Origin of the sequence: Janthinobacterium woesei (assembly GCF_051380875.1) — a bacterium.
Lineage (GTDB): Bacteria > Pseudomonadota > Gammaproteobacteria > Burkholderiales > Burkholderiaceae_D > Janthinobacterium.
Genome location: NZ_JBNYXW010000003.1, coordinates 205146 through 227938 on the forward strand (window position 1 = coordinate 205146; position 22793 = coordinate 227938).

The 22793-nt window shown below is 58.9% G+C and carries 20 protein-coding genes and 1 pseudogene; 11 read left to right on the forward strand and 10 right to left on the reverse strand.

What is annotated here, in order from left to right; genetic code table 11:
- Positions 1–48: 48 nt before the first annotated feature.
- Positions 49–3702, reverse strand: coding sequence for a trifunctional transcriptional regulator/proline dehydrogenase/L-glutamate gamma-semialdehyde dehydrogenase (gene putA, locus ACQ4W6_RS04260; protein WP_436565940.1), 3654 nt, complete (start codon positions 3700–3702; stop codon positions 49–51).
- Between the two features lie 206 nt (positions 3703–3908).
- On the opposite strand from putA, the gene ACQ4W6_RS04265 reads away from it, so the two are divergent.
- Positions 3909–4364: an Lrp/AsnC ligand binding domain-containing protein gene (locus ACQ4W6_RS04265; RefSeq protein ID WP_010393827.1), complete on the forward strand. Its 456-nt coding sequence runs from the start codon at positions 3909–3911 to the stop codon at positions 4362–4364.
- A gap of 201 nt (positions 4365–4565) precedes the next feature.
- Positions 4566–6128, forward strand: coding sequence for a methyl-accepting chemotaxis protein (locus tag ACQ4W6_RS04270; RefSeq protein ID WP_436565941.1), 1563 nt, complete (start codon positions 4566–4568; stop codon positions 6126–6128).
- A 48-nt stretch (positions 6129–6176) separates the two neighbouring features.
- On the opposite strand, the gene ACQ4W6_RS04275 is transcribed toward ACQ4W6_RS04270, so the two are convergent.
- On the reverse strand, positions 6177–7157 hold the full coding sequence (locus tag ACQ4W6_RS04275; protein WP_436565942.1) for a LysR family transcriptional regulator: 981 nt from the start codon (positions 7155–7157) through the stop codon (positions 6177–6179).
- Positions 7158–7358: 201 nt separating this feature from the next.
- Here ACQ4W6_RS04275 and ACQ4W6_RS04280 point away from each other — a divergent pair, with 201 nt between their 5' ends.
- Positions 7359–7664, forward strand: a complete 306-nt coding sequence (locus tag ACQ4W6_RS04280) for a hypothetical protein (RefSeq protein ID WP_436565943.1) — start codon at positions 7359–7361, stop codon at positions 7662–7664.
- A gap of 67 nt (positions 7665–7731) precedes the next feature.
- Here the strand turns inward: ACQ4W6_RS04280 and ACQ4W6_RS04285 are convergent, their stop codons facing one another.
- From ACQ4W6_RS04285 to ACQ4W6_RS04305, 5 genes are all read right to left on the reverse strand, one after another.
- The gene (locus ACQ4W6_RS04285; RefSeq protein ID WP_436565944.1) at positions 7732–8328 is read right to left on the reverse strand and encodes a chalcone isomerase family protein; all 597 of its coding nucleotides are present in this window, start codon (positions 8326–8328) and stop codon (positions 7732–7734) included.
- Between the two features lie 107 nt (positions 8329–8435).
- Positions 8436–8702, reverse strand: coding sequence for a YfhL family 4Fe-4S dicluster ferredoxin (locus tag ACQ4W6_RS04290; protein WP_436565945.1), 267 nt, complete (start codon positions 8700–8702; stop codon positions 8436–8438).
- A 19-nt stretch (positions 8703–8721) separates the two neighbouring features.
- Entirely contained in the window at positions 8722–9219 is a 498-nt protein-coding gene (gene coaD / locus ACQ4W6_RS04295) for a pantetheine-phosphate adenylyltransferase (RefSeq protein WP_071325932.1), read from the reverse strand.
- A gap of 112 nt (positions 9220–9331) precedes the next feature.
- Complete coding sequence (gene rsmD, locus ACQ4W6_RS04300) at positions 9332–9991, reverse strand: 16S rRNA (guanine(966)-N(2))-methyltransferase RsmD (protein WP_436565946.1); 660 nt, start codon at positions 9989–9991, stop codon at positions 9332–9334.
- Between the two features lie 92 nt (positions 9992–10083).
- The gene (locus tag ACQ4W6_RS04305; protein ID WP_436565947.1) at positions 10084–10989 is read right to left on the reverse strand and encodes a DUF6279 family lipoprotein; all 906 of its coding nucleotides are present in this window, start codon (positions 10987–10989) and stop codon (positions 10084–10086) included.
- Positions 10990–11018: 29 nt separating this feature from the next.
- Here ACQ4W6_RS04305 and glmU point away from each other — a divergent pair, with 29 nt between their 5' ends.
- The gene (gene glmU / locus ACQ4W6_RS04310; RefSeq protein WP_436565948.1) at positions 11019–12395 is read left to right on the forward strand and encodes a bifunctional UDP-N-acetylglucosamine diphosphorylase/glucosamine-1-phosphate N-acetyltransferase GlmU; all 1377 of its coding nucleotides are present in this window, start codon (positions 11019–11021) and stop codon (positions 12393–12395) included.
- A gap of 638 nt (positions 12396–13033) precedes the next feature.
- On the opposite strand, the gene ACQ4W6_RS04315 is transcribed toward glmU, so the two are convergent.
- Entirely contained in the window at positions 13034–13507 is a 474-nt protein-coding gene (locus ACQ4W6_RS04315) for an Lrp/AsnC family transcriptional regulator (protein ID WP_436565949.1), read from the reverse strand.
- Positions 13508–13667: 160 nt separating this feature from the next.
- On the opposite strand from ACQ4W6_RS04315, the gene glmS reads away from it, so the two are divergent.
- Entirely contained in the window at positions 13668–15497 is a 1830-nt protein-coding gene (glmS, locus tag ACQ4W6_RS04320) for a glutamine--fructose-6-phosphate transaminase (isomerizing) (protein WP_436565950.1), read from the forward strand.
- A gap of 274 nt (positions 15498–15771) precedes the next feature.
- Positions 15772–15924 carry a hypothetical protein gene (locus ACQ4W6_RS04325; RefSeq protein ID WP_436565951.1) on the forward strand — a complete coding sequence of 51 codons (153 nt, stop codon included), beginning with the start codon at positions 15772–15774 and terminating at the stop codon, positions 15922–15924.
- Between the two features lie 236 nt (positions 15925–16160).
- Here the strand turns inward: ACQ4W6_RS04325 and ACQ4W6_RS04330 are convergent, their stop codons facing one another.
- Both ACQ4W6_RS04330 and ACQ4W6_RS04335 read right to left on the reverse strand, forming a co-directional pair.
- Entirely contained in the window at positions 16161–17294 is a 1134-nt protein-coding gene (locus ACQ4W6_RS04330; RefSeq protein ID WP_436565952.1) for a nucleotidyltransferase family protein, read from the reverse strand.
- Complete coding sequence (locus tag ACQ4W6_RS04335; protein WP_436565953.1) at positions 17294–17932, reverse strand: Cap15 family cyclic dinucleotide receptor domain-containing protein; 639 nt, start codon at positions 17930–17932, stop codon at positions 17294–17296. The genes ACQ4W6_RS04330 and ACQ4W6_RS04335 overlap by 1 nt, the downstream gene beginning before the upstream one ends.
- Before the next feature lie 241 nt (positions 17933–18173).
- On the opposite strand from ACQ4W6_RS04335, the pseudogene ACQ4W6_RS04340 reads away from it, so the two are divergent.
- The 5 genes and pseudogenes from ACQ4W6_RS04340 to ACQ4W6_RS04360 form a co-directional block, all read left to right on the forward strand.
- Positions 18174–18525 (forward strand): annotated as a pseudogene (locus ACQ4W6_RS04340) (transposase); the annotation flags it as partial.
- Entirely contained in the window at positions 18514–18648 is a 135-nt protein-coding gene (locus tag ACQ4W6_RS04345; protein WP_436566057.1) for a hypothetical protein, read from the forward strand. The pseudogene ACQ4W6_RS04340 and the gene ACQ4W6_RS04345, both read left to right, overlap by 12 nt.
- Positions 18641–19678, forward strand: coding sequence for a virulence RhuM family protein (locus ACQ4W6_RS04350; protein ID WP_436565954.1), 1038 nt, complete (start codon positions 18641–18643; stop codon positions 19676–19678). Before ACQ4W6_RS04345 ends, ACQ4W6_RS04350 begins: the two co-directional genes overlap by 8 nt.
- Positions 19665–19847, forward strand: a complete 183-nt coding sequence (locus tag ACQ4W6_RS04355; RefSeq protein ID WP_436565955.1) for a hypothetical protein — start codon at positions 19665–19667, stop codon at positions 19845–19847. Before ACQ4W6_RS04350 ends, ACQ4W6_RS04355 begins: the two co-directional genes overlap by 14 nt.
- Positions 19848–20224: 377 nt before the next feature.
- Complete coding sequence (locus ACQ4W6_RS04360) at positions 20225–22606, forward strand: DUF3772 domain-containing protein (RefSeq protein WP_436566051.1); 2382 nt, start codon at positions 20225–20227, stop codon at positions 22604–22606.
- Positions 22607–22793 lie beyond the last annotated feature (187 nt).

The window sequence follows — 22793 nt, forward strand, 5'->3', positions numbered from 1 at the left end:
GAACCAGCGGTTCTGCCATTTTCTATTCCAATACTTATCTTAAAACCTTTAGACACCCAGCATCATTAGACTCGCATTCCCGCCCGCCGCCGTCGTATTCACGCACAGCGCCCGCTCAGCGACCAGACGCCACAGGGGGATGACTGCATCCTCGGTCGTCGCGATGGTGCCCACCAGGGCGCCCTCACGGGCCGCCAGCAGCGCTTTGAGCTGGCTATCGAGGCCAGGCTCGATCATGGCGATGTGGATGTCATGCCTGAGCGAGGCGATATCGTGGATCACCTGAATGCGGTCTTGCAATGCAGACGGCAGATCGCTGGGAATCAGCGCTGGCGACAGGGCCAGCACCAGGGCCTGGTTACCAGTGGCCAGCACGGCCGCCAATTGATTCATCAGCACACCCGTCGTGGCCGCCGCACACAGGATGGTGCCCCGTGCGGCGAAGCTCAGGGTGTTGCGCTCGCCCGTCGGGCCTGGCAAGACGATGGTGCTGCCCAGCAAGGTCGTGCGGGCGTATTCCTGCGCCAGGTGCTGTACCTTGTCGTGGCCATGCATCTTCGCCCACACGGTCAGCGCGTCGAGCGCCGGCGCCGCCTGGCGCTGGTGCTGCGCACCGGCTGGCGCATTGCGCTGCAAGCGTTTCAGATACAAAGGACCGCCCGCCTTCGGCCCGGTGCCCGACTTGCCTTCGCCGCCGAACGGCTGCACACCCACCACGGCGCCGACGATATTGCGATTGACATAAATATTGCCCACATGCGCACGCTTGGTGATGAAGTCGATGGTTTCATCGATGCGCGTATGGATGCCCAGGGTCAAGCCGTAGCCGCTGTCATTGATCGATTGCACCAATTGCGGCAATTCGGCGCGCTTGTAGCGGATCACGTGCAGCACGGGGCCGAAGACTTCGTGCGTCAATTGCTCCAGTGACTTGATTTCCAGCACGGTCGGTGCGACAAACGTGCCATTAACGGTCGGCAAGTCGAGCGAATAGTGGTCGATGGCCACTGTTTTCATCTTGTTGATGTGCGCCAGCAGATTACCTTGCGCTTCGGCATCGATGACGGGGCCGATATCAGTGGCCAGGTGGTCAGGATTGCCGACGCGCAATTCCTGCATGGCGCCTTTGAGCATATGGATGGTCTTGTCGGCGATTTCCGTTTGCAGGAATAGCACGCGCAAGGCCGAGCAGCGCTGGCCGGCGCTATCGAACGCGGACGACATCACATCCTGCACCACCTGTTCCGGCAAGGCGGACGAGTCGACGATCAGGGCGTTCTGGCCGCCCGTCTCGGCGATCAGGGGAATGTCGATCGACTCGGCCACGGCGCGCGCAGCCAGCTGGCGATTGATCAACTGCGCCACTTCCGTCGAGCCCGTGAAAATCACGCCTTTGACGCGTGCATCATTGCACAGGCCGGCGCCGACTACCTCGCCGCTGCCTGGCAAGAATTGCAGCGCGCCGCGCGGCACGCCTGCCGCATGCAGCAGTTGTACGGCGCGGTGGGCGATCAGCGGCGTTTGCTCGGCCGGCTTGGCCAGCACCACGTTGCCCGCTGCCAGGGCGGCGGCCAGCTGGCCCGTAAAGATGGCCAGCGGAAAGTTCCACGGGCTGATGCAGGTGACGGGACCGAGTGCCAGGGTGTTGGGCGCGTGTTCGACCTGCGCCGCGTAGTAGCGCAGGAAGTCGACGGCTTCGCGGATTTCCGCGATCGCGTTCGGCAGCGACTTGCCCGCTTCGCGCACGGCCAGGGCCATCAGCTCGATATGGTGTTCCTCGAACAGGTCGGCGGCGCGCTGCAGCGCTTGCGCGCGCAGCGACGGCTGCGTGCTTTGCCAATCCATGGCATACGCGCTGGCACTGGCCAGGGCCGTTTCCACGTCCGCCGGGCCCGCTTGCGTGACCTTGCCCACGATATCGTCCTGGCGGGCAGGGTTGTGCAGCGTTTGCGTGGGCGCATTCAGGCTGACGGCGCCATCGATCAGTGGCGTAGCGTGCCATTCGTGCTGCTGCGCCAGGCCCACGGCCAGGGTGCGCAAGGTGTCTTCATTCGACAGGTCGAGACCGGCGGAATTTTTGCGCTCGCTGCCAAACATGTCCAGCGGCAAGGGAATCGACGGGTGCGGCAAACCACCCTGCAGGCGCGCCAGTTCCAGTGGATCGCGGATCAGGCTATCGATGGCCACGCTTTCGTCGACGATCTGGTTCACAAACGACGAGTTGGCGCCGTTTTCCAGCAGGCGGCGCACCAGGTAAGCCAGCAAGGTTTCATGCGAGCCGACAGGGGCGTAGATGCGGCAAGGTTTATCCAGGTTGGCCGGGCCGACAACCTGGTCGTACAGCGTCTCGCCCATGCCGTGCAGGCACTGGAATTCGTAGTCGGCGACACCGTCGCGCTTGGCCCAGGTGTAGATGGTCGACAAGGTTTGCGCATTGTGCGTGGCAAATTGCGGGTAGATCAGGCTGCTGGCGGCCAGCAGTTTTTGCGCGCACACCAGGTAGGAGACGTCTGTGTAAACCTTGCGCGTGTAGACGGGATAGCCTTCCTGGCCATCGACTTGCGCACGTTTGATTTCCGCATCCCAATACGCGCCCTTGACCAGGCGCACCATGAACTTGCGGTTGCTGCGGCGGGCCAGGTCGATCAGGTAATCGATGGCGAACGGGCAACGTTTCTGATACGCCTGGACCACATAGCCGATGCCTTCGAAGCCGGCCAAATCTGTATCAAAAGCAAATGCCTCCATCAGGTCCAGCGACAGTTCCAAACGGTCCGTTTCTTCCGCATCGATGTTGAAGCCGATGTTGTACTGCTTTGCCAGCAACAGCAGCGCTTTGACGCGCGGCAACAATTCTTCCATGACGCGGGCGCGCTGGGCACGGCTGTAGCGCGCGTGCAGGGCCGACAGTTTCACGGAAATGCCGGGGCCATTCCGGATGCCGCGGCCATTCGATGCCTTGCCGATGGCGTGGATCGCCGTTTCATACGAGGCATAGTAGTTGGCCGCATCGATTTCCGTCAGCGCCGCCTCGCCCAGCATGTCGTACGAGTAACGGTAGCCGCGTGTTTCGTTGTCGCGGCTGTTTTTCAAGGCTTCCTCGATGGTTTGCCCCGTCACGAACTGGTTGCCCAGCATGCGCATGGCCAAATCGACGCCTTTGCGTATCAATGGCTCGCCGCCCTTGGCGATGAGTTTGGTCATGGCCGAACCGAGGCCCGATTCGCTGCTGGTACTGACCAATTTTCCCGTAATCAACAGTCCCCAGGTGGCCGCATTGACGAATAGCGATGGCGATTCGCCCAGATGCTTGCGCCAGTCGCCCTTGCTGATTTTGTCGGCGATCAGGCGATCTGCCGTTTGAGTGTCGGGTATACGCAACAGCGCTTCGGCCAGACACATCAATGCCACACCCTCTTCCGAGGACAGGGAGAACTCATGCATCAGTGCATCGACACCCGACGCGCGTGTGCGTTTTTGGCGCACGTTCGATACCAGACGGTGCGCCAGCGCTTGTCCTTCGGCCGTCGTTTCGGTGCTGCTGGCGCGCACTTGTTGCAACAGCCACTGCACGGCGGAAACCTCTTCGCGCCTATAGGCAGCGGTGATGGCGGCGCGTTGTGGCGTCGCTTCGGGCAGGATTTCGGCCTGGAGCGCAGCAAATGGAATCGGGGTAAAAGCCGAAGGACCAGCAGGGTGCATAGGAACTCTTTACAAGAAAAAGGAGACGAAACTTGCGGTATTTTTTGCTCTTTTTTGGTGCAAAAAAATACAGAAAGTCGAACGTTAAGATGATTCGATTGTAAAGGGGATTCTTATGGATTAATTCTGGTAATACAGAGGACTAGCAATAGATAGTTTTTGATGCGACAATTTAACCAAATAATATTTATATGGGGGTGGTTCGAATGCTGGACAAGATAAGTAAGAAAATCTTGATGGAATTGCAGAGCGATGGACGCATCAGCAATGTGGAACTGGCCGCGCGCGTGAACTTGTCGCCGGCTGCCTGCCTGGAGCGCGTGCGCAAGCTGCATGAATCCGGTTACATCATGGGCTATACGGCTCAGTTGAACCCGCAGTTGCTCGACGTGTCGTTGCTGGTATTTATCGAAGTCGTGCTCGATCGCACCACACCGGAAGTGTTCGACGCCTTCAAGCATAGCGTACAAATCATTCCAGAGGTACTGGAATGTCATATGGTCGCTGGCGGTTTCGATTACCTGGTCAAGGCGCGCGTCAAGGATATGGCCGCTTACCGCGAATTCCTGGGCAAGACGCTGTTGCAAAAGGGTGTGCGGGAAACCCACACTTATGCCGTCATGGAAGAGGTCAAAAACACGACTAAACTGCCGATTAAGTGACCGAAGTGTAGCCGGTCCACTTTTCTGATTGAGCTATCGGAACAAATGTTGTAGGGTAGAACTACTATTCTGCTATCCGGTAGCCGCCTGAAACAACGCGCAGACGTCAGTTCAGGGTGCAAGGCGGGCAATTGTGCCCCCCGCATACGGTTACGGCACGTCCCTGCCTGGGGCGTGACGGGTTTTCGCAGCGGGGGACAAATGAAGCAGTTGCAGCATCAGCTGGTGCGTTTCTTTGTATGCACGATCCTGGCCATGGCCGTGGCCTGTTGCCTGGTCTTTCTGCTGCTGGCGCTGGGCGGCGGTGAATATCCCTATCTGATTGCCTGCGTGGCTGCCGTTACCGGCGCCGCGTTGCTGGCGTTCGCCGGCCGCCCGCGCGGCGAGTCAGACTTACTCCAGTTCGCCGGCACCGTCGGCAATGCCATCGACGCCATCATGATCGGCGCGGCGGAAACCTCGTACTTTGTCGATTCCGTCAAACAGAAGGTGGAGCTCGACGTGCAGACGGCCAGCGACATCGCCGACAGTTCTGAACAAAATGCCGTGATGACGGAAAAGATCGCCGCCAATGCGGAACGGGCCGCCAAGGTGGCTGCCGGCGTGCGCGTGGAAAGCGTGGCGGCGCGGGCAGAAGTGGACCAGGGTTTGCGGCGCATCATTAGCGCCCGCGAAGAAGCCCAGGGCGCTTCCAGCGCCATGCTGAGCTTGCAGGAAAAATCCAAACGCATCAGCGGTTTTACGCAAGCCATTTCCGATATTTCCGCGCGCACCAATCTGCTGGCGCTGAACGCCGCCATCGAGGCGGCGCGCGCCGGCGAACATGGCCGCGGTTTTGCCGTAGTGGCCGGCGAAGTGCGGCAACTGGCGCAGCGCACCAAGGAAGCTTCCGATGAAATCAGCGTGATGGTGCGCGAAATCAATGAACAGTCGGAAAAAGCCGCACGCGGCATGAGCTCGCTGGCCCTGGGCGTGACGGAGGCGGCGCGCAATGTGGAAAGCGTGCACGCTTCATTGAGCCATATCGAGGAATCGTCGGGCGTGTCGGAAGACGAGATCGGGCAGATCGCCCGCGCCTCGCGTGAACATGTTGATACGACGCAAGTGATCGCCGACGCCATCTTGCAAATCCGCGACAGCATGCTGTCGACCAATGCCGAATTGCCGCGCGCCACGCAATCGGCGATGGCCCTGGCCGAGCGGGCCGAAGTGATCGCCGGCGCCCTCGGTGAAGCCAAGGTGGCCACGCCGCACGACGAAATCCGCGCAGCCGCCCAGCGTGCCGCGCACGAGGTGGGGAAATTGTTCGAACAAGCCATCGCTGCGGGCCGCATCACGCGCGAAGCGCTGTTCGACCGCCACTACCGCCCCATCCCGAATACCAATCCGCCCAAGCACAACACGAAATTCGACGCATTTACGGACAAGGTCTTGCCAGACCTGCAGGAAGGCGTCTTGGCCGCCCTGCCCCATCTGGCGTATGCGGGCGCCGTCGACAATAATGGCTACTTTCCTACGCACAACAAGAAGTTTTCCCAGCCGCTGACGGGCGATTACGCTACCGATATTGTTAACAACCGTACCAAGCGCATCTTCAGCGACCGCACTGGCACGCGCTGCGGCAGCAACACGAAAGCGTTCTTGTTGCAGACGTACAAGCGCGACACGGGTGAAGTCATGCATGATTTATCCGTGCCCATCCACGTCGATGGCAAGCATTGGGGCGGGTTTAGAGTAGGTTACCGCTCCAGCAGCCATGCATAACACCTGATGAGTGATCATCCGGTGTTTTTATGGGTGCCTGCCTATGGCTTACTCATCATACGGCTTGGGTGCCACGCCGCCGCCGGCGGCCGTTGCCGTACGTAAAGTTGGCGTGTTCATGCTTTCCAGATGGTTGCGCAGCCATTTGTGGGCGGGGCTGCGGGCGTCGCGCTCGTGCCACAGCATGTCCAGGTGGACGGCCGGCAAGGTGAACGGCAAATCCTTGTGCAGCAAAGATTCCGTCATGCCCGTCGAAGCGATCAAATGGCGCGGCAAGACGGTGATCAGGTCGGAATTGGCGACCACGCGCCCTGCCGTGAAGAATTGGTTCACCGTCAGCAAGATGCGCCGTTCGCGGTGGATTTGCGCCAGCGCCTCATCGACCAGGCCGTGGGCGCGGCCGGAAAAGCTCACCAGCAAGTGATTCGCGGCGCAGTAATTGTCCAGGTTGAGTTCCACTTTCGCCAGCGGATGGCCGCGCCGCATCACGCACACATACTTGCCGGAATACAGCCGTTCGTGGCGGATGGGCGAACTGGTGTCGCTCGACAACTGCGCCGCCACGCCGGGAAAGAAGCCCACAGCCAGGTCGATATCGCCGCGCAGCAACATCGGACGCGGTTCGCGCGTGGTCAAAGGCATCATGCGCACGTTCACGCCCGGCGCTTCGCGTTCGATCGAACGCATCAGGGAAGGCAGCCAGAACGCGGCGGTGGCGTCGGCCATGGCCATGCGGAAGGTGGCGTGGGTCTTCGACACGTCGAAGGTTTCCGGCGTGACGGCCGCTTCCAGGCTGGCCAGGGCCGAGCGCACGGAAGGCCACAGCGCTTCGGCGCGCGGCGTGGGCTTCACGCCATACGCCGTGCGGATCAGCAATTCGTCACCGAGGCTCTCGCGCAGGCGCTTGATGGCGTTCGATACCGCCGGCTGCGTCATCGCCAAGTGGCCGGCTGCGCGCGTCAGGTTTTGTTCCGTCATGACGGCGTCGAAAACACGCAGCAAGTTCAGATCCAGCGTCAGAAAACTCATGGAAAGCCCAGATAAAAGTTGAATTCAGATAATCAGATTAGTTAAGAGTGTAAACCGCGCCGGGCACGAATATTTTCACTCGTTAAAAAATATTACACTTTCCCATTCATGATTCATATAATTGGTATCAGGAAATGGAATTAGATTTATATGTTGCACTGCACTATAGTACAGTCAAATTCTATAATGCACTGGAACACTATGTCTACCTTCGCCTCCGCCCTGTACGCAGTATCCGCACCCGTGCTGGAGATTTCCCTGCTCAACGCCCTGCAAATCGTGCTGGTGATCGTCGCCGTGGGCGCGTTCGCCCTGCTGTTCAAACCTTTGCTGGTAGGCATCGCGCGCGCCATGGTGCTGGTGGTGCGCCCCAAGCTGAGCCGCGAAGAGCGCCTGGCCCGCCAGCAGATGCGCGAAGCGCAAGCCTTGCAGCGTACCTTGGGCAAGATGGGTGGCGTGTCGCCGAGCAATGCCGCCGAACTGCGCGCCTTGTCGACCCGCGCCTAAGCTGAAACTGTTGCAGAAAGACAAGCCGGTGTGCGCACCGGCTTTTTTTACGTCCGTAGCTGGCCGGTTACGCTACTTCGCCCAGCAAGTGTGCTCTCAGCTGGGTGTCGGCCGGATGGCTGCCGATCCAGATTTTCAGCAGTGCATTGTAGAAAGCCAGCTCCGGCACCCTGTCGCCCACCTGCTTGCCGTTCAGTTTGCATAAGGTGCCCTCTTCCGGCAGCCAGTCCACCGTCAGGATGTCGCCCTTTTTCAGGCCCGGCACCATCTCGAACATGGCGCCAAACTGCATCGTCTGGCTCAGCAGGCGCGTGCGGTCGGCTTGCTCGGAACTGCGGATCAAGCCCTGCATGAAGGCTTGCCCCAGTTCGTCGGAGGTGATGTCGCGCAGCATGACGATCTCGAGACGGCGCGGCCCGGGCAGCGCCAGGATGTCGGCCAGCTGGGTTTTCTTTTCCGGCAGGTACAGCGCGATCGTGTAGACCTTGAAAATGACCTTGTAGCGCACGCCGGCACCGTTGAGCTTGAGTTCGTGGTTGGCCAGCTGTACCGTGTCGTCCAGCTTGACGCCGCCCACCTCGACGCCCAGCGCGGGCGGCGCCAGGGCGCCGCACAGGCAGGCGGCGGCCAGGCAGCGGCGCAAACGGGATGTGCTGATGTGCATCTTCTACCTCCGTGGAAACCCCGTGCTGTGGATAAGTTTGCACAAGCACACAGTGTAGAACAGTTGGCAGAAGTTGGCGCCACGCAGAAGTGGCGCAGGAGAAAAGCTTAAGTTTTTGCCGCTGGCAGCTCAGCTTGCAGCCGTTCGTACTTGGCCATCAGCTGTTCCGGGCTTTCAAGCCAGGCGGGATTGAAGGGGATACAGCTGACGGGGCACACTTGCTGGCATTGCGGCTCGTCAAAGTGGCCCACGCATTCGGTACACTTGCTGGGATCGATTTCGTAGATTTCCGCGCCCATGTAGATCGCGTCATTCGGGCACTCGGGCTCGCAAATGTCGCAATTGATGCATTCGTCAGTGATCAGTAGTGCCATGGCTTAATTCAACTCTAGCTTATTCGGGTAAGGCAGCATTGGCAGCAATCTTGTTTTGCAGCCAGCGGTTCACCGAGGGGAAGACAAACTTGGAGACGTCGCCACCCAGGGCCGCGATTTCACGCACGATGGTGCCCGAAATGAACTGGTATTGGTCGGACGGCGTCAGGAACATGGTTTCGACATCGGGCAGCAGGTAGCGGTTCATGCCCGCCATCTGGAATTCGTATTCGAAATCGGAGACGGCGCGCAAGCCGCGCACGATGACGCGCGCCTCGTGCTTGCGCACGAAATCCTTGAGCAAGCCGGAAAAGCTTTCCACTTGCACATTCGGGTAATGGCCCAGCACTTCGTTGGCGATTTCCAGGCGTTCGTCGAGCGAGAAAAACGGTTGCTTGTTCTTGCTGTCGGCCACACCGACGATCAGCTTGTCAAACAGACCCGATGCGCGGCGTACCAAATCTTCATGACCGCGCGTGAGCGGATCGAATGTTCCTGGATAAACGGCTACAACCATTGCGGCTCCCTAACGATGCACCAATATAGACGCGCATTATGCCTGAAAATGGTGCCCACTTTGGTGCATCGCCTTGGCTTGGGGCCCTTTTCTGCTTAATTTATAAGCAGATTCAGGCCGTTGACGGCACTTTGTTGTAAGTCAGCAAATGATAGTAGACGGTGCCCGCCTTGTCGGCGCGGATGACTTCCCACGGCGCCATCCACTCCGGCTTTTCCACTTCGCTGTCGGCATCGAAGACCAGCGGCAAGCCCGATTCCGCATACACCATGCCGCCTTCCTTGAGCAGGTTCGCGCACAGCGGCAGGGCTTTCGCCAGGAAATCCTGCTGGTAAGGCGGGTCGAGGAAGATCAGGTCGAAGCGCTGGCCGCGTGCCGCCAGGCCTTGCGCCGTCAGCAGCGCGTCGCCGCGCAGCAGTTGCACATTCTCGGCGCGCAATTTGGCTTTGTTCTCTTCCAGCTGGCGGATCACGGGCGTGTGCGTATCGACCATGGTGACGGACGCCGCGCCGCGGCTGGCCGCCTCGAAGCCCAGTGCACCGCTGCCGGCGAACAGGTCGAGCACCTGGGCATTGGCCCAGTCGCCGTCGCGCAAGTGATTGATCCAGTTAAACACGGTCTCGCGCACGCGGTCCGGCGTGGGGCGCAAGCCCAGTGCCTGCAAAACAGGCAGCACGGAACGTTTCCATTGACCACCGATGATGCGCACCTGGTTCGGTGGCGGCGCGTGGTGGACGGGGACTTTGGCAGGTTTTTTGATCTTCTTTTGCATGGGGGATTTCTTCAATTCGATGGCGGCCACTATAGCATATGGCCTCCTCGCCCATTGCCAGCCCCCCGGCTGGCGAAAGGTTCCACAGGCTCCTATTTAGGTTCGCTGGCGAGGGAATTGAAATCGTCGATCCAGCCCTGCATGCGCTTGATGGCGTGGGCTTTTTGCGCCGGCGTGGCGACCTTGATCACCGTCAAGACCATCTGCGCCGTGCTGTTTTCGTAGGCGTCAAAAAAGGCCTTGCGCTCGGAGTGGTCCAGGCGTGCAAAACTGTCCTTGACCAAGGTGTTGATCAGGGGCACGGTGGCGTCCTTGCCGAGTTTTTCCTGCTGCACTTTCTTGACCAGATTCAACACATTTTGCTGGCGCCGCATGCGTTCGTCGAGCCAGATCTCGTTGTCCAGCGGACGCGCGTCCGAGGCTTGGCGGATGTGGGCTTCCTGCTCGCTGCTGAAGCTGCCGAACCACAGTTCGAATTGCTCCATGGCCTTCTTGTAGCGCAGCTTCTGGCGCTTGTCCTTGTCGCCGCTCAGGTATTTCTTGCGGTAATCATCATTGTTCGACTTGAACTTCTTTTCCATCTGCGCCACTTGTTCGGGTTTCAGCGAACGCGCCAGATCGGCCAGCTCGGGCGCCGCCTTCAGTAGCAGCGCCTGGGTGCGCTGCTTGACCTCGCTATAGTCCGCCAGCAAGTCCGCCTGGGTGACATTGCCCTGCAGCTGCTTCTGGCCCGTACGCAGGATTTCCACGTAATCCTTCAGTTGCGTCTTGCGGTGCCAGTCGAACAGCTTGTCGATATCCTCGCGCACCCAGCCTTTCTGGTCGCGGTCCAGGTCGACATAAGCATTGAGCCACCAGTACAGCACCGTATCGCCATTGTTATAGGCCAGGCGCAAGCCGCTGCAGCCGGCCATGATGACCAACAGCAAGGCCAGCACGGCGTAACGAAAGCGGCTGAAGGGAGTGAAATAAGGGGGCTGCGTGTTAAACTTTTTCATATTCTCAACTTAATAAGTAAATACGGTCTATGAACGTTGTCATTCTCGCTGCCGGTATGGGCAAACGCATGCAGTCTGCCTTGCCAAAAGTACTGCACCCGCTGGCTGGTAAGCCCCTGTTGTCGCACGTAATCGATACGGCGCGCAGCCTGGCGCCGTCCAAATTATGCGTGATTTATGGGCATGGGGGCGCAGCGGTGCTGAAGTTGCTCGATGGCTACAACGCCAGCCATGCCGTGCAGATCGACGCCGCCGAGCAGGCGCAGCAGTTGGGCACCGGCCATGCGGTGCAGCAAGCCATGTCCTTGCTGGACGACAAGGTACCCACCTTGATCCTGTATGGCGACGTACCGCTGACCAGCGTAGTTTCCTTGCAGCATCTGGTACAGGCGGCCGGCAGCGACAAGCTGGCCATCCTCACCGTGGAACAGGATGATCCGTATGGGCTGGGCCGCATCGTGCGCGAGCAGGGCGCCATCGTGCGCATCGTCGAGGAAAAGGATGCCACGCCAACCGAGCGCGCCATCCGCGAAATCAATAGCGGCATCATGGTCGTGCCCACCGCGCCTTTGAAGAAATGGCTGTCGGCCTTGTCGAATAACAATGCCCAAGGGGAATACTATCTGACCGATATCGTTGCCCAGGCCGTTGCCGATGGCGTCGCCGTCACCTCTGCGCATCCGAGTGCCGTGTGGGAAGTGGCGGGCGTCAACAGCAAGGTGCAGCTGGCCCAGCTGGAACGCATTCACCAAAATAATATCGCGCAGGCCCTGCTGGAACGTGGCGTGACCCTGCTCGACCCGGCCCGCATCGACGTGCGTGGCGAACTCATTTGTGGCCGCGATGTCACCATTGATGTCGGTTGCGTGTTCGAGGGCCGGGTGGAACTGGGCGACGGCGTGCGCGTGGGCGCCAATAATGTCATCATCAATGCCAAGGTGGCGGCCGGTGCGCACATCAAGCCGTTTTGCCATATCGAAGACGCCGTCGTCGGCGCCGCCTCCATCATCGGCCCATACGCGCGCCTGCGCCCGGGCACGGTATTGGCGGAAGACGTGCACATTGGTAATTTCGTGGAAGTGAAAAACAGCCAGATCGCCGCGCACAGCAAGGCCAACCACCTGGCATATATCGGCGATGCCACCATCGGTTCCAAGGTCAATATCGGCGCCGGCACGATTACCTGCAACTATGATGGCGTCAACAAGTTCCGCACCGTCATCGAAGACGATGTCTTCATCGGCAGCGACAGCCAGCTGATCGCTCCCGTGACGGTGGGCAAGGGTGCCACCCTGGGCGCCGGCACGACCCTGTCGAAAGATGCGCCAGCAGGCAAGCTGACCGTATCGCGCGCGCGGCAAGTGACCATCGACGGCTGGGCGCGTCCTGTGAAAATTCCGAAATAAGCCGTACCGCGCTCAGTATGCATGACGCCGCCAGCCTGCCCGGGCTGGTGGCGTTTTTTACGCCTGTGGATAATCCTGTGGAAAAATGGCTGGCAACCCGGGATAACTGAAGGATGCATGCGCAACGATTTTTTCAGGTGAAGTTGTGCGTGTGGATAAAGATGTGAACAAGCATGCTGAAAAGTATTGGATAAGCCAGGGATAAGCCAGGTATAAGCGGTGGAAAAGGCGGGATAAGTTTTGCTGGCCATTCGCATTGTTATGGCGATGGCCAGGCTGTACGCACACATCAGGCAGATCTCCAAGGTTGTTTGCCTGGCGTGTGGATAAGTCTGTGTGTAATTCCAGGATAATCCAGGAATAACTTTTAAGTCATTGAATTTGAATGCTATTTAAGAAGCATAACCGGGTGCTGCCTGTGGGTAAATCTGTGCAAAAGCATGTTGCTAACTGGTGGGTAAGCCGCGCATAAGTCGGGATAAGTTTCTTTGGACGTACGTAGTACCGCTTTCTGCCATCCGCAGATTGCCACAGGTGCTGCAGTTGTGAAAATGGATGATTTTCAAACTGTGGATAACAGTGTGCATAAGCAGGCTGAGAAGCGAGGATAACCCGGGATAAGTGTCAGCCAGCTTGCCTCAGACGGCGATGCGCGTCTCGAACTTGCTGCGGAAGGTGGAAAAATAGCTTTTCACGTTGCGCACATTGGCGTGCGCGGCAAACAGGCGGTGCGCCAGCGCATGGTAGGCCGGCATGTCGGCAACCTGTACCATCAGCACAAAGTCGGGCCCGGGCGAGACGCGATAGCATTGCAGCACGGCCGGCTCGCTGGCCACCAGCTGTTCAAATTGCGCCATGCGTTCGAAGGCTTGCACGTCGAGCGTGATTTCCACGATGGCCGTCAGGCGCGCGCCCACTAGTTGCGGCGCAACGATGGCCACTTGCCGCTCGATCACGCCGCTCTCGATCAAATGCTTGACGCGCCGCAAACAGGTGGGCGCAGACACATGCACCGATCGCGCCAGCTCGCTGTTGGTTTGCGATGCATCAACTTGCAGCGCATTCAGGATGCGACGATCGATCTCGTCGAGGATAATGTTGTGCTCGCTCATGGTTTGATGAATTGGCAAATAAATTGAGTTTATATGAAATTATATTTCACCATGAAATATGCGTGAAATATTCGTTCAAAAATACATGGATTTAGAAAGCTTATTTCATGCGCTCTGCATTAGCATGCGTGCATTGATTAAATACTAAACAGAGGTTTCCATGTGCGGCATCGTCGGCGCAGTAGCGCAACGTAACATTACTCCCATCCTGCTCGAAGGCTTGAAGCGCTTGGAATACCGCGGTTACGATTCCTGCGGCATCGCCCTGCACGTCGACGGCCACTTGCAACGTTCGCGCTCCACCTCGCGCGTGGCAGAACTGGAAAAGCAGATCGGCGAAGAAGGCTTGAGCGGCTTCACGGGCATCGCCCACACGCGCTGGGCCACGCATGGTGCGCCTGTCTCGTTCAATGCGCATCCGCATTTTTCCCCAACGGAAGAAAACGCCCGCGTGGCGCTGGTGCATAACGGCATCATCGAAAACCACGACGAACTGCGCGCCGAACTGACGGCCCTCGGCTACGTCTTCCAGAGCCAGACGGACACGGAAGTGATCGCCCACCTGGTCGAGCACATGTATAACGGCGACCTGTTCGAGACCGTGCAGCAAGCCGTGAAACGCCTCGACGGCGCGTATGCGATCGCCGTTTTCTGCCGCGACGAGCCGCACCGCGTGGTCGCCGCACGCCAGGGTTCGCCTTTGATCGTGGGCCTGGGCAACGGTGAAAACTTCGTGGCGTCCGACGCCATGGCGCTGGCCGGCACGACCGACCAGATCATCTACCTGGAAGAAGGCGACGTGGTCGACTTGCAACTGTCGCGCTGCTGGATCGTCGACGTCGATGGCAAACCTGTCGAGCGTGAAGTGAAAACCGTGCATGCGCACACGGGCGCGGCCGAACTGGGCCCGTACCGCCACTACATGCAGAAGGAAATCTTCGAGCAGCCGCGCGCCATCGGCGACACGCTCGAAGGCGTGACGGCCATCATGCCGGAACTGTTCGGCGACGACGCGTATAAAGTCTTCAAGCAGATCGACCGCGTCCTGATCCTCGCCTGCGGCACCAGCTCGTACGCCGGCATGACGGCAAAATACTGGATCGAATCGATCGCCAAAGTGCCCGTCAGCGTGGAAGTGGCCAGCGAATACCGCTACCGCGACAGCGTGCCGCACCCGAACACCCTGGTAGTGACTATTTCGCAAAGCGGCGAGACGGCCGACACCCTTGCCGCCCTGAAACATGCGCGCAGCCTGGGCATGCATCACACCCTGACCATCTGCAACGTGGCCACCAGCGCCATGGTGCGCGAATGCGCGCTGGCCTACATCACGCGTGCCGGCGTGGAAGTGGGCGTGGCCTCGACCAAGGCCTTCACCACGCAGCTGGCCGGACTGTTCCTGCTGACCTTGTGCCTGGCGCAAGTGAACGGCCGCCTGTCCGAAGAACAGGAAGCGGCGCACCTGAAAGCCATGCGCCACCTGCCCGTCGCCATCGCCTCCGTGCTGGCGCTGGAACCGCAAATCATCGCCTGGTCGGAAGAATTCGCGCGCAAGGAAAACGCCCTCTTCCTGGGCCGCGGCATGCACTACCCGATCGCCCTGGAAGGCGCCTTGAAACTGAAGGAAATTTCCTACATCCACGCCGAAGCGTACCCGGCCGGCGAACTGAAACACGGCCCGCTGGCCCTGGTGACCAATGAAATGCCTGTTGTCACCATCGCGCCGAACGATGCGCTGATCGAAAAGCTCAAATCGAACATGCAGGAAGTACGCGCCCGCGGCGGCCAGCTGTACGTCTTCGCCGACGTCGACTCGCGCATCAGCTCCGGCGAAGGCCTGCACGTCATCCGCCTGCCCGAGCACTACGGCGACCTGTCGCCTATCCTGCACGTGGTGGCGCTGCAATTGCTGGCCTATCACACGGCACTGGCACGCGGCACGGATGTGGACAAGCCACGCAATCTGGCCAAGTCGGTGACGGTGGAGTAATTTAAATTTTTACATCAATCGAGTGTGTCGGCAAATAATAAAGTCTGACAAAAAATAATAAAGTTTGACAAAGCGCAGGGGCGGCCGCCCCTGCCCCTATTCCTAATTTGGCCCGTATAACAAAAGTGATTTTTCTTGGCGTTGTGACTAGAGCTAATAAAATTGGTCGGGGTATCGGTCAAGTCGTCTAGCTTGGTTCGTTGTCTGATATGAGTGTGCAGAGCGTGCGTTCTCAAAGACCAAGTGTAATACCTTCTAGTTGTAAGGTGCCGCCATGGAAAAAATCTACAAACCTTTGACTCCTCAAGAGCATGCCGTCGTCATGACCATGCGCGCCGACCTGTGCTTCATCCGGTCCATTGCTTTCTGCCTGCCTGTGAGCAGTCACGATATGCATGACGATGCGCTTGGTACGCTGCGACCTTGAGTGGTTGCACGTTGCTTTTTCCCGGCTTGTAATTGCCTGCACCAGCATTTTCCTGACTGGAAGGCATCCAGGAAAATGAGTTATAAATAAGTTTGGGGCAGCGTGGGCTTACTCGCCGCGTAACTTCGACCAATAGTAGGGCAAGGCAACTCGGCCAGCCACCACAGATGCAGGTGCTGGCCGACGTGCGTCGGCCGTATCACCGCAATGCGAGTCATGCCGATATCGTGGCGGCCTTAGATGGCTGTTGCTTGCACTAAGCTGCGTTTAACGTCCAGCGTCTGGTTTGGCGAGCGTCGGCCTGGCTCGATTTCCATATAGACGTTGCTGAGCAGCTCATCGATTTCTTTCGACAAGAGGCCCAGCCAATTGCGCTTCTCGGGCGCATCGAAGATTCGGCGGCTACCGTCCGGAACGAGTAATTTTTCCGCTCTAGCCTGATCTTTCCAGAGCGCGTCCAAGTGGCGCTGTGTCTCGGCTAGCACGGCCAAGTCGGTGAACTGTCCGGCGCGCAGCGCGTTCACGTCGGCATGGTACATAATCGAGGTAATGTCAAAGCTTGACAGCTGAATGTCTCGATCTGAGTCTGCCTTCACGCTCTTGCACAGCCGAATGGCTTTGCGTAGACCGCCTTGAATTAAATTACATCTGCTGCCTATGAGATGGATGTGCAGGAAGGGTTGGTTTTTGATAGTCTCGCCGGTCTTCTTGTTGTAGATTCGAACTCCACGGTCCTCTTCTCGTTCACTAAGCTGGTATGGCTCAGTATCGAGCCAATGCGCTGGGACGACATCGACGGACCGTTGAAGCGAGCCGCCGGAAATTTTCACAGCCTTGGCCCCCGACTTGTCAACATCGGCAGCAGGAAACGCTTCAGGGAGATCTAATTCGACCTGCGTGCGGAGGGTCGCCAGAACTCTCTCGCTAGACGTATCACTCGAATTACCATATTTCCCCAGCCTCGCCTTCACACCATTCGACGAGTAGGTCAGGAAGTCGGTTCGGATAGTCAACAGATCCACGTCGCTGACGCGCTTAATGTGAACATCCAGCGGTACGGAGCCTTGCAGCTTGAATTCGACTTTGATGCCGGCGGCGGCCAGGCGCCCGCGTAGTTGGTCCGCCACTCGATCTGCAGTGGCCAAACTGACCTTGGTGTAAGTTTTTCCGACAGCCTCCATGGCTCCAATCGTGTATTTCGTCCATTGCTGGGTCGCAGTTCCGCGAATCTCCCACGATTCTGGGCCGGCCGCGTCTTCGGTGATGCTATCGAAGACCGAGCCCGCCTTCGCAAATGCTTCCATGCCAGTAGACATGCCGGTGCGTCGTGCCCTAAGCTGGATCAGGCGCTTGTTGATATCTGTGGTCATTAGTTCCTCTTCGTCCAAGTCATTGTGCCGAAGGTCATTCGACCACGGCCATTAAAGTACTCACCGTCGGCGGATTTGAGATCCTTGGCGATCGTTATCACAGCGCATCCGGTATGCGGTTTTAATTCAACGGCCTCAGGCCGCGGGTCGTTCCGATAGTGGTATAGCAGTACGAAGCCGTCGACGCTATCGTGAGCTAGCGCGGCGGAGATACTGCTCGAACCAGAGGTCTTAGTAGCCAGGCGGATACGCAGCTTGTCCCAGCATTGGACGATCGTAACTTCAGCCTGCCAGTCGAATTTAGTTGATCCATCCGGAGCGAGGGTTTTTCCCTGGCAGTCCCAGGTTCCCGATATATCGGGAACCTTCAGAAACGTACCGATACCGGGCCACCTCCACGCCCATTTGTTCAGTACCCAGTACAGGATGCCGAAGACGGCACCGGCGCCCACCAATGACAACAGGGTTGGTGGTGCGTTGACGTTCCATCCCAATTGTTCTGCTAAATCTATTGCGTAAAGGATTCCAAAGACCAGGCCACCAGAAATCACGCTCGCGGCAAAGCTTAAGAGCCGCCCAACGCCGGCTCGATTGGCTCCTCCCATTACCAAATACTCGTGATCTTGCGGCGCGACCATGTGCCCCTTTCGTCCTGAACAGAATGGTTTCCTGTTGTTAACTTTATATCTTGGGGGGCAGTTGAGGAAATTCAATAGTGCGGCGCGCAGAAACCAGTCGACGTGGTTTTTATGCGTAGATAAATAACAAACCAAGTAGTTGTGATGAACGCTTCAGATGAGGAGCATAATTTTGTCATTTATGTGCATCACGTTCTTAGAACGGGTTCACAATCTATCCGAATGGCCGGATAATGGCGGGATGAGAAAGCCTTACGCCAGCGACATCATTCGAGAGAAGTTTGAAGAAATCCTGCCGCTGCTGCAAAGCGTGAGGAAACGCACGAAGCCGACCACGGTGGACTTGTACGAAGTGTTCTGCGCGGTGCTGTATCTGCTGCGCAGTGGCTGCCAGTGGAGGATGCTACCATGGGATTTTCCGAAATGGAGGACGGTGCATTCGTACTTTGCCAAATGGAGTGAGCCCGACCAGCACGGCATCAGCGTGCTGGAGCGGGCATTAAAAAAATCAGGTTGGCGCGGCCCGCGAGAGACTGGAGCGCAGCGCCAAGCCGACGCTGTTGATCGTTGACGCGCAAAGCGTGAAAAATACCTTCGAGGAAGAGGCTGAGATTGACCTGATGGCTGTGCGCAAGGAGCGCGAGCAACTCAAGGCAGAGCTGGCAGTTTTGGAAGCGAAGATGGCGGTGTACTTGAAGGAGTTGGGCTATGAGTGATGCCAGCAAGCCGATTGTAGACCAAGGTGAATTGGTGCTGTATGCCTCCGAGGATGGTAGTGCGACCTTCTTTTTACGGGCGCAAGGGGGCACCGTATGGTTGACCCAAATGGAATTGGCGGAACTATTTCAGTCCACCAAGCAGAACATCAGTCTGCACGTTAAAAACGTGTTGTCAGAAGGCGAGTTGGACGTCAATTCAGTTGTCAAGGAAGACTTGACAACTGCCGCAGACGGCAAGCGCTATCGTACCAAACTGTTCAATTTGGACATGATCCTGGCAGTCGGCTACAGGGTGAAGTCACCGCGTGGCACCCAGTTCCGCCAATGGGCAACGACGCACTTGCGCGAATACCTGGTCAAAGGCTTTGTCATGGATGACGAGCGCATGAAAGACCCGGTGGGCTGGGACTACTTTGACGAACTGCTCGAACGTATCCGTGAGATACGGGCTTCCGAAAAACGCTTTTATCAAAAAGTGCGCGACCTGCTTGCCTTGTCCGTGGATTACAAAGACAACGCCGAGACATTGAAATATTTCTTTGCAGAAGTACAAAATAAAATGTTGTACGCCGTCACCCAGCAAACCGCCGCAGAACTGATCGTCAATCGCGCCGACTCTGGTCAATCCAATATGGCGCTGACGGCATGGAAGGCGGAGCGCATCCGCAAGACGGATGTCATCGTTGCCAAGAATTACCTCAACGGGGAAGAAATCGATCACCTGAATCGCATGGTCACCGCCTTCCTGGAGTTTGCCGAACTGCGCATCCGCCAGCGCAAGCAGTTGAGGATGGCCGACTGGCGCCAATACGTGGACAACTTCATTCAGTTCAATGAAAGCCCATTGTTAAAAGGCGCTGGACGCATGAGCCATGACGCCATGCTGAAGATTGCCCATGAGCGATATGAGGAGTTTGATGGACAGCGGCGCAAGGCCGATGCCATGGAAGCGGACAGTGCAGATTTTAAAGAACTGGAAAAAGTGGAAAAGCAGTTGAGTAAGAAAGGTGGGCGTGATGCTTCCTAATGGCTGGCAACAATCTACTTTGGGTAAGATTGCACGGATTAGTTCTGGCGGTACTCCAGATCACAACCATGGACCCAAGTTCTACAAAACGTTGGACCGAACCATGCCTGGCTGGCATGGTATTAAAGAAAAGCTGGACAACATGGCTGAAGAGATACTGCGTGCTTGACATACGATGTTGTTGATAGCGTATTACACATCGGTTTTTTGAATGAACATAAAACTGAATTTATCCCCTCTAAATTCAATTTTATGTTCAGCACGACTGTCACCACTCATCACGTTGCCGCACGAAAAGTTCCGCCGCCCATCGCAGGATTGCGCTAGTCTGTCGCTGTTTGCCGTACAGTTAAGCAACTCCCGTAACATCCATCGCCCCGGCGCCCGCCGCTGCCGCTCCTGGCCGCTGTGCCTGCCGGCGCGATGCCGTCTTGACTCCACCCGTACTGACCTGGCCGATAGGACTGCATGATTTCTTTCCGTAACCCCATTCCCCGTTCCACGGGCCGGCCCTGGCGCGGCTGGCTGTTGCCGCTGCTGTTGACCATGCTGCTGGCTTGTTCTTTATCAACACCGCCCGCCTGGTCGCAGCCCGTCGATGATGCCGCCACGGCCGACCAGCGCCTCGATGGCTTGCGCAAGCAGATCACCGGCATCCAGAAGGCGCTCGATGGCGAGGCCGACTTGGACGACGCGACGCTGTCGCAAATGAAGGCCGATGCGCTGGCGGCCAGTGCCGAGGCGGACAAGGTGGCCGAGTCGCTCACGCCGACCTTGTCCAGCGTGCAGGCGCGGCTGGCCGAGCTGGGGACGCCGGCGGCGGGCAGCAAGGAAGCGCCCGACGTGGCGGCGCAGCGCAGCCAGCTCGACCGCACCAGCAGCGCGCTCGATGCGCAGGTGAAACTGGCGCGGCTGCTGGCGGTGGAAGCGACGCAAGCGTCCGAGCAAGTATCGACGGTGCGCCGCTCGCAGTTGCAGGCGCGCCTGGGTGAGCGCACGGCGTCCATTCTGGCGGGTTCCTTCTGGAAGCAGCTGCATGGCGAATTGCCGCAAAATCTGCAGCGCTTGTGGGCGCTGGAACTGGAATTGGCCACCGCGGCGCGCGCCACGCCGTGGTCGGCCTGGGCCGGCTTGCTGGCCGCCATGGTGGCGGTGATTGCCGCCAGCGTCTGGGCGTCGCGCTATTTGCTGGTGCTCACGGCCACGCGCGTGCCGCATGGCCGCTTGCGCCGCTCCCTGCATGCGCTGGCCGTCATCGTGCTGGCGCTGGCCACGCCGGGGCTGGTGGCTGAATTGCTGGCCATGGGCTTGCGCTGGGATGGCAGCCTGTCCGAGAAAACCTCGACTTTCCTCAGCAGCTTGATTGGCATCATCTGTTTTTCCGGTTTTACGGCCGGGCTCGGCCACGCGCTGCTGTCGCCGCGCCGCGTATCGTGGCGCTTGCTGCCGCTGCCCGATGCGCTGGCGCACCGCATGCGCCATTTCCCCTCCATGTTTTCCTTCATCGTGGTGCTGGTGTGGGCGACGGAGCGGGCCACCATCGTCATCAACGCGGGCCTGTCGACGGCCGTGGCCGTCAATTGCATCGTCGCCCTGGTGATGAGCACGACGATCGCCTACGGCTTGATGCGCGCCGAGCGCTGCTGGCGGCAATTGCGCGAGGCCGATCCCGCCAATCTCGTCACGCCGCTGTGGCTGCGCTGCGTCACGGTGCTGCTGTGGCTGGCGCTGGCATCGAGCGTCATCAGCCTGCTGATCGGTTATGTGGCGTTTGGCAGCTTTGTCGCCAAGCAAATCGCCTGGGTCATCGTGGTGCTCTGCAGCACGTATCTGCTGACGGTGCTGGTGGATGATATCTGCATGCTGCTGGCGTCCACGCCGCCGCCGCCGGACGCCACCAACCCCGTGCTGGCCACGCCCAAGGCGCGCGACCAGGCGGCCGTCCTGCTGTCGGGCATCGGCCGCGCCATCGTCGTGCTGCTGGCGCTGATGCTGCTGCTGGCGCCGTTCGGCGAAGGGCCGGGCGAGCTGTTCCAGCGCGTCGGCAAGCTGCAGGATGGCTTGGCCATCGGCGAGGTGGCGATTCGCCCGGCCGCCATGATCCAGGCGCTGCTGGTGCTGGTGGTGGGCTTCGTTGCGCTGGGCCTGTTCAAGCGCTGGCTGCAAAACAGCTATTTGCCGACGACGAATCTCGATTCCGGCATGCAAGTGTCGTTCATTACCCTGTTCGGCTATATCGGCGGCGTGCTGGCTGTGGCGCTGGCCCTGTCGGCGGTCGGCATCGGCCTGGAACGCATCGCGTGGGTGGCATCGGCCTTGTCGGTGGGTATCGGTTTTGGCTTGCAGGCGGTGGTGCAGAACTTTGTCTCGGGCCTGATTTTATTGGCCGAACGGCCCGTGAAGGTGGGCGACTGGGTCTCGCTGGGCGGCGTGGAGGGCGATATTCGCCGCATCAATGTGCGCGCCACGGAAATCCAGCTGGGCGACCGTTCCACGGTGATCGTGCCGAATTCGGAATTCATCACCAAGACGGTACGCAATGTCACCCACGCCAATCCACTGGGCCTGGTGCAACTGAAGCTGCCGCTGCCCCTGGCCACCGATGCGGACGAGGCGCGCGCGCTGATCCTGGCGGCCTTTGTCGATAACCACGACGTGCTGGCGACGCCGGCGCCCAGCGTGCAGCTCGACGGCATCGACAATGGCTATCTGATGTTTAACGCCAGCGGTTATGTTGCCTCGCCGCGCCTGGCGTATGGCGTGCGCAGCAATCTGCTGTTCGACCTGCTCAAGCGCCTGCACGCGGCCGACATGCCGATTTCCAAGCCCAGCACCATGGTGCTGAGCACGTTGCCGGCGCAGCCCGAGGCGCCGCCGATTTCGGCGGCGGCACCGGCGGCGGCCGTGACGCCGCCCCTGAGCACCTAAGCCCGCGATATGGGAGGCATACCGGCGATCGGCTGCCCATCTGGTTTGCGCTGCATAGGTTTCACGTGAAACATCGGGAAGGAAATACTGGTGCGGTGGCGGCAAGCCGACTATGCTGAGCGTGGCGGGCCAGAATGTGCTGGCAACTTCAATTGCACGATTGCATTAATACGCTCCGCTCAATTTC